Source organism: Rudaea sp., from assembly GCF_036383415.1.
GTDB lineage: Bacteria > Pseudomonadota > Gammaproteobacteria > Xanthomonadales > Rhodanobacteraceae > Rudaea.
Map to the genome: position 1 here is coordinate 1 of NZ_DASVOK010000121.1, position 6,960 is coordinate 6,960.

General features: G+C 65.1%; 8 protein-coding genes. 2 read left to right on the plus strand and 6 right to left on the minus strand.

Annotated elements, in window-relative coordinates:
- Positions 1-932: proline--tRNA ligase (proS, locus tag VF497_RS04570; protein WP_330886457.1), on the plus strand; the 932-nt coding region annotated here is incomplete at its 5' end.
- A gap of 137 nt (positions 933-1,069) precedes the next feature.
- Here the strand turns inward: proS and VF497_RS04575 are convergent.
- The 6 genes from VF497_RS04575 to VF497_RS04600 form a co-directional block, all read right to left on the minus strand.
- Positions 1,070-2,245 (minus strand): ABC transporter permease, encoded by a 1,176-nt coding sequence (locus tag VF497_RS04575; protein ID WP_330886458.1) that lies wholly within the window; start codon positions 2,243-2,245, stop codon positions 1,070-1,072.
- A gap of 147 nt (positions 2,246-2,392) precedes the next feature.
- On the minus strand, positions 2,393-3,139 hold the full coding sequence (locus VF497_RS04580; protein ID WP_330886459.1) for an ATP-binding cassette domain-containing protein: 747 nt from the start codon (positions 3,137-3,139) through the stop codon (positions 2,393-2,395).
- Positions 3,136-4,707, minus strand: coding sequence for an alpha/beta hydrolase (locus VF497_RS04585; protein WP_330886460.1), 1,572 nt, complete (start codon positions 4,705-4,707; stop codon positions 3,136-3,138). Before VF497_RS04585 ends, VF497_RS04580 begins: the two co-directional genes overlap by 4 nt.
- 3 nt (positions 4,708-4,710) lie before the next feature.
- Positions 4,711-4,908 carry a helix-turn-helix transcriptional regulator gene (locus VF497_RS04590; protein WP_018972572.1) on the minus strand — a complete coding sequence of 66 codons (198 nt, stop codon included), beginning with the start codon at positions 4,906-4,908 and terminating at the stop codon, positions 4,711-4,713.
- Entirely contained in the window at positions 4,905-5,519 is a 615-nt protein-coding gene (locus VF497_RS04595; RefSeq protein ID WP_330886461.1) for a hypothetical protein, read from the minus strand. Before VF497_RS04595 ends, VF497_RS04590 begins: the two co-directional genes overlap by 4 nt.
- Positions 5,520-5,647: 128 nt before the next feature.
- Positions 5,648-6,397, minus strand: coding sequence for an FAD-binding oxidoreductase (locus VF497_RS04600; protein WP_330886462.1), 750 nt, complete (start codon positions 6,395-6,397; stop codon positions 5,648-5,650).
- Positions 6,398-6,464: 67 nt separating this feature from the next.
- On the opposite strand from VF497_RS04600, the gene VF497_RS04605 reads away from it, so the two are divergent.
- A partial coding sequence (locus VF497_RS04605; RefSeq protein ID WP_330886463.1) for an ABC transporter ATP-binding protein occupies positions 6,465-6,960 on the plus strand: 496 nt, incomplete at its 3' end.

Consider the following 6,960-nt stretch of genomic DNA (forward strand, 5'->3'; position numbering starts at 1 on the left):
CGGGCAAGTCGACCTGCGCCGACGTCGCCGCACTGCTCGGCATCGACATCAAGCGCACGGTGAAGTCGGTCTGCGTGATCGGTGAACAGGGCTTCGTCCTCGCGCTCGTGCGCGGCGACCACGAGGTCAACGAGGTCAAGCTGCAGAAAATCGCCGGACTTGGCGAATATCGCCTGGCAACCGAACAGGAAATCCTCGATGCGCTCGGCGCGAAGCCCGGGTATCTCGGTCCGGTCGGCGTGGATCGAAGCAAGGTGCATGTCGTGGCCGACCGCGAGGTCGCGGCGATGGCCGATTTCGTCGTCGGCGCGAACAAGGTCGACTTCCATACCGCCGGCGTCAACTGGGGCCGCGATCTGGCCGAGCCCGACGTCGTCGCCGATATCCGCAAGGTCGTCGAAGGCGACGCGTCGCCCGATGGAAAAGGCACGCTGAAGATCGCGCGTGGCATCGAAGTCGGCCACGTGTTCGCGCTCGGCACCAGGTATTCCGAAGCAATGAACGCGAGCGTGCTCGACGCCGACGGCAAGAACCGGCCGATGCAGATGGGCTGCTACGGCATCGGCGTGTCGCGCATCGTCGCCGCGGCGATCGAGCAGAACCACGACGAAGCCGGCATCATCTGGCCCGAGCCCATGGCGCCGTGGCGCGTCGCAGTGTGCATGATCAATCCGAAGAACGATGCCAAGGTCAATGAAGCAGCGACCGCGCTTTACGATGAACTCAACGCCGCAGGCATCGACACCGTGCTCGATGACCGCGGCCTGCGCCCCGGCGCGATGTTCGCTGACATCGAACTGATCGGCATTCCGCACCGCATCGTCGTGTCCGAACGCGGCCTGGCCTCAGGCACGTTCGAATATCGCGGCCGCCGCGACAGCGAAAGCCGCCAGCTCACGCGCGATGAAGCAATTGCGCTGGCGCGCGGATAAAGACATTGCTGCTTCGACAAGGAGGGCTTTATATGTCGCTGCATCGAATCGCGGTTTTGGCGATTTTATTTAGGCGGAGTCAATTTCGCAGGCAGCTTGCATTGGAATGACAAGCAACTGCAAAGACATCCACTGCGCTACGCCGAAATCGCCAGCCGCTCGCTGCGATAGATGCGCGTGGTGATGAAGTACACCGCCAGTGCCGCCAGCGTCGTGCAGACGAAGCAGAGCACGAGCGCGTCGGAACTCACCATCTCGCCCCGCAGGAAGCGGGTCAGCGCAATCTGTTGGCCCATCAGCGGCACGGCGTACATCCAGGTCAGCGGCTTGAATGGCAGCACGGTAAGCAGCATGGTCGGGATCGCCGGCACGAACGTGAGCAGGCCGAGCCAGGTCTGCGCCTCGCGATAGCTCTTCGCGAATGCGGCGACCATGGTCTGCAGGCCGGCGAGCAGCGCGGCGAGCGGCAGCATGACGAACAGTCCCTTGAGGACGAAGCCGACGCCGAGATGCAGGTCCATGCCGAGCTTGTCGGTCGGCAGGAAGCGGCTCGCGATGCCGAATGCGACCATGCTCAGCAGCACGGTCGTCATGGAGAACGCGGTCGTCGTCGCGAGCTTGCCGGCGAGGATCTGTCCGCGCGGCACCGGATTGGCGAGCAAGGGTTCGAGCGACTGGCGCTCGCGCTCGCCCGCGGTCGTGTCGATCGCGAGTGCCATGCCGCCGATCAAGGCGCCAAGGATGAAGAAGTAGGGCAGGATGCCGAACATCTGCCCCGAGCGGCTCTGCGGCGTGGACTGGTCGCGCTCGGCGACGACAACTGGTTTCATCACCGACGGCGACAGACCTCGCGCGAGCAGGCGCAGCGCGCCGGTGCGCTGACCGTAGGCGTCGAGCGTGCCCTGCAGGCGGCGTACGGCGCTCTGCGCATCGCGCTGCGATTCGTCGAAGACGAGCTCGACCTGGGCCGGCTCGCCCTTGTTCCAGCTTTCCGCGTAACGCGGCGGGATGCGCAGCACGACGTCGGCATCCTGCTCGCGCACGGCGCGTTCGGCGTCGGCGGGCCCGGGCTGGATCTCGATGCGCTGCTGCTTGAGCGCCTCGATCAGGTTCGGCGCGTGCTCGGCGCCGATCACCGGCAGCTTCAGTGGCGCCTCGGCTTTTTCCAGTTCGCGCGAGACCAGTGTGTTGATCAGCACCACGAACAGCAGCGGGCCCATGAGCGGGCCGGTGACCAGCGTGTTGATCACGGTGCGCTTGTCGCGCAGGTTCTCGCGCACTTCCTTGAGGAAAACGATCAGGGCGGATTTCATGTTCACCTCGCGAACAGCACGAAACAGACGACGAAGATGGAGAGTGCGATCAGCAGATCGTCCTCGCGGCGGAGGCGGCAGGCGATGCGCGCGAAAGTCGTGGTGGCGGTGTTCATGCGGCCTCCATATGAACCAAGTTGACAACGATCATGCGGCGAGCCCCTCGTCACTGCCGATCAGCTTGACGAAGGCGTCTTCGAGATTCGCCTCGCCGGTTTGCGCGCGCAGTGCGTCGGGCGACTCGTCGGCGACGACGCGGCCGCGCGCGATCACGACGATGCGATCGCAGAGTGCGGCGACCTCCTGCATGATGTGCGAGGAGAACAGCACGCAACGTCCTTCGGATTTCAGTTGTCTGAGGAAGGCGCGCATCGCCCGCGTCGCCATCACGTCGAGGCCGTTGGTCGGCTCGTCGAGAATCACGTTCTTCGGGTCGTGCACGAGCGCGCGCGCGATCGCGGTCTTGACGCGCTGGCCCTGCGAGAAGCCCTCGGTGCGGCGGTCGGCGATGTCGTCCATCTCGAGCGCGCGGATCGCGGCGTCGCTGCGCGTGCGGATCGTCGCATCGTCGAGACCGTGCAGCTGGCCGAAGTAGGCGATGTTCTCGCGCGCGGTCAGGCGTTTGTACAGACCTCGAGCGTCGGGCAACACGCCCAGGCTGCGTCTCACGGTCAGAGGTGAGACCGCCGCGTCGATGCCGTCGACGAGCACCTGGCCGGACTCGGGCTGCATCAGCGTGTACAGGCAGCGCAGCGTCGTCGTCTTGCCCGCGCCGTTGGGACCGAGCAGGCCGGTGATCTCGCCGTCGCGCGCGGTGAAGCTGACGCCGTCCACGGCGACGACTTTCTTCGCGCCCGAGCCGAACGTTTTGTGCAGATCCTTGACTTCGATCATGGCGCGGCTCCGTTGAAATCGACCAGTGCGGGAATCGGCCCCAGCGCGTCGGCGCATTTCACATCGAGCGTTTTCGGATTGAGTTTCTCGACGAACTCGCCGACGAGTTTCGGGATGCAGCCGCGGCCGATGACGTTGTGGCCTTGGCCGTTGGCGACGATCAGCTTCGCGTTCGCGAGACCCTTCATCACCTGCTGGCCGTAGCGCGGCGGCGTCACCGGATCGAGCTCGCCTTCGAGCACGAGGATGGGTTTGTCGGACTTGAGCTGCGCGTGGAAATCCGCCGGCATCGCGCCGTGCGGCCAGACCGCGCACATCGCGGTGATCGCATCGGTCAGGCTCGTGCCGAGCAGCGTCTGCGCATCGTTCGGATCGGGCTTGATCAGGTCGGCATCCTCGCTGCAGACGACCGAGGCCTGCATGCCGCCGTTCATCGTGCCGGACATGTCGTCGTGCAGCAGCTGTGCCTGTCCCGCGAGCGGCGTGTAGTTGCCCTTGAGGCCCTCGGCGATCGACAGCGGCAGCAGCGCCGCGGTCTCGGGTGAGTAGGCGAACATGCGCACGAGGCCGGCGAGGCGGTTCGCGGTAAGGCGCAGATCGGTCGCCTTGAACGTGATCGGATCGCGCAGCGAATAGTCGCGCGGTTGCGCGCGCAACGCGTCGCGCAGCTTGACCAGGCTGGCGTAGGAATCGCCGAACGCCTTGGCGCAAGCGGTGTCCTTACCGCACAGTGCGAACTGCGCCTGCAGCGCATCCTCGAGATTGCGCGCGAAGTCCTGGCCGAAGATCAGCTCGTTCGGCGCGACCGAATCGAGCACGACGCTACGCACGCCATCGGGATAGCGCATCAGGTATTGCTGCGCCATGCGCGTGCCGTAGGACACGCCAACGAGGTCGAACTGCGGCGCGCCGAGCGCGAGACGCAGATCTTCGAGATCGCGCGCCGCGACCGTGGTCGTGTAATAGCGCGGGTCGGCTTTCTTTTCGACTTCGGCGAGGCACTTCGCCGTCGCCTCGCGCAGCTTGGCGACGTCGATGCCGCTGTCGGTTTCGCCGACCTGCGCGCGGTTCTTTTCGTCATCCTTGGTCGCCTCGCAGTCGAGCGGATGCGATTTGCCGGTGCCGCGCTGGTCGAGCAGCAGGATGTGGTGGTGCTTGCGCAGCGGGGCGAGCGCGCCGGCGATCTGCGGCCAGGTTTCGACCGCCGCCTGGCCCGGCCCGCCGGCGAGGAAGACGACGATGTCGGCATCCGCGCGCTCGTCGACGCTCTTGATCAGGGCGAGGTTGAGGTCGATCTTGCGGCTCGCGGGATCGTCGCGGTTTTCCGATACGGCGAACGGTGCACAGAACGCCGCGGTCGTCGCGCCGGACTTCTTCTGCGGCAGCTCGCAGGCCTTGAACGCAAACGTGCCAAGGGTGAACTCGCGTGCGTTCGCGGGAATCGCCTTGCTCATGCTGCGTGCGGGCGCGTCGCTACCGCCTGCGCGTGGCGCTGCGAAGTGCTTCCATGCCAGCACGCCAGCTGCGACCAGCAGCAACGCGAGCCGGAACAGGTTTCTCTTGCTCATGCTTCAATCCTTCCCCGGTTGAAAAATCGATTCGATCGTCATGCGGAACAGCTTGGCAATGCGGAACGCGAGCGGCAGGCTCGGATCGTACTTGCCGGTCTCGATCGCGTTGACCGTCTGCCGCGACACGTCGAGCTTTTCGGCAAGGTCGCCCTGCGACCAGCCACGCTCGCCGCGCAGTTCGCGCACCTTGTTGTTCATCGATCGCCTGCGTGGTTCCCTGGCCTGAGCCAGCGGCGCAAACCGAAAACCACGGCGGCTCCGAAGAATGCTGTCGCAATGCCGCAGAACACGCCAAAGGCGAAATTATCGGTAGAGTGGAAGTATGACCATGCGCCGACGGCGCCGAATATGAGCGCGACGATCAGAAGCCGGACATGCGCTGGCATGCCGTCGGCCTCGTCGCAGAGACCACCGCCGTAGTGCCGCGCCGCCCACTCGCGCACCAGGCCATAGCTGAACAGCAGGATCGGGAACACCCATATCAGGAGCAGGGCGGGGGCTTCCTGCGGCAGGGCTTTGGTGATGGCGAGAAAACCGCCGATCAGGCTGAATACGCCGACCACCGCGCTGGCGACGCCCAAGCCGATCAGGTGCGTGCGCTGCTCGAGCTCGTCGGCCTGCCAGATGCGCCGGCCGAGCAGCCAGACGACATACAGAAGCGGCAACACCGGAAGCAGGGCGTAAACGAGACGGAGCAAAGAGTCTTCGGCGCGGCGCGCATGCGGGAGCAGGATGAGGAGCAACACGACATAGACCGCCATGGCGGCGAATACACGCAGGTCGTGCTGGGTCTTGGAGAGACGCGTCATCACAAATCCTCGCAGTGCGGTCCGTCGGGTGTGTCAAGCATGCTTGACATGCGCATGCTGCGCCGAGGTCGGAGGATTGTCAAGTGTCCTTTACATCGCGAAACGCCCTCGCGACGGCAGGTGCAGGATCAGCGCGAGGAAACGTATTTCTCGCGGCGGATATGCGGAATCGGCAGGCCGGCTTCCTTGAGCAGGTTGAAGCTCTGGTCGACCATGTCCGGATTGCCGCAGAGATAGGCGATGTCGCGCGCCGCGTCGGGCTGGATTTCCTCCAGCGCGACCTGCACGCGGCCGTTGCGGTCATGCGCACGCGGCTGCGCGCGCGCGGTGCGCGAGAAGCAGGCATAGAAACGAAATTGCGGGTTTTCGCGCGCGAACGCTTCGAACTCGTCGCCGTAAAGCAGCTCGGCCTCGTTGCGCGCGCCGTAGATCAGCGCGACTTCGACGTCGCGCTTGGCGAACAGCGTCTTCAATTGCGGCAGCATCGCGCGATACGGCGTCACGCCGGTGCCGGTGGCGACGAGCACGTAGCGTCCGTTCGCGTCGTTGTCCATCAGGCAGAAGCGGCCGTACGGGCCGCTCGCCTCGATCGTGCCGCCGGATTCGAGGCCGCCGAGCAGCGCGGTCGCCGCGCCGCCGTCGACATAGGACACCGCCATCTCGACTCGATCCACGGCGGAGCCGTCACCCGCGCCGATCGTTGCGACGGAGTAGCTGCGCTTGGTCGGCTTGCCGTCGGCGTAGTGGAAATGCACCTGCACGAACTGGCCAGGCAGGAAGGCGAACGGCGCACCGTCGGCGCGTTCGAAGGCGAGATGGCGCACGCTCGGGGCGAGCATGCGGCTGTCGGCAAGACGCAGGGAAAAGTGTTCGGCCACTTGAAAAAACCAAATCCGCAAAAATCAAAGGCCGCTATACTACGCGCTTAGCCTCGTCAAAGCAGCCATGAGCAACGCTCCAGCATCCGTTCCGGCACTCGAAGTCGCCGACCTGCGCAAGACCTACGCCACGGGCGTCGAAGCCCTCAAGGGCATTTCCCTCACTGTCCAGGCCGGCGATTTCTATGCCCTGCTCGGGCCGAATGGCGCGGGCAAATCCACCCTGATCGGCATCATTTCCTCGCTCGTCAATCCCAGTTCGGGCGACGTGCGCGTGTTCGGCCATTCGGTACGCACCGATCGCAGCCGGGCGATGCAGATGATCGGTCTCGTGCCGCAGGAGATCAACTTCAACCTGTTCGAAACGCCGCTCGACATCTGCATCAACCAGGCGGGTTTCTACGGCATCGAACGTGGCGTCGCGCGCGAGCGCGCGGAGAAATACCTCAAGGAACTTGCGCTCTGGGACAAGGCGAATGCGGTCACGCGCACGCTGTCGGGCGGCATGAAGCGGCGCCTTATGATCGCACGCGCGATGATGAACGAGCCGCGGCTGCTGATCC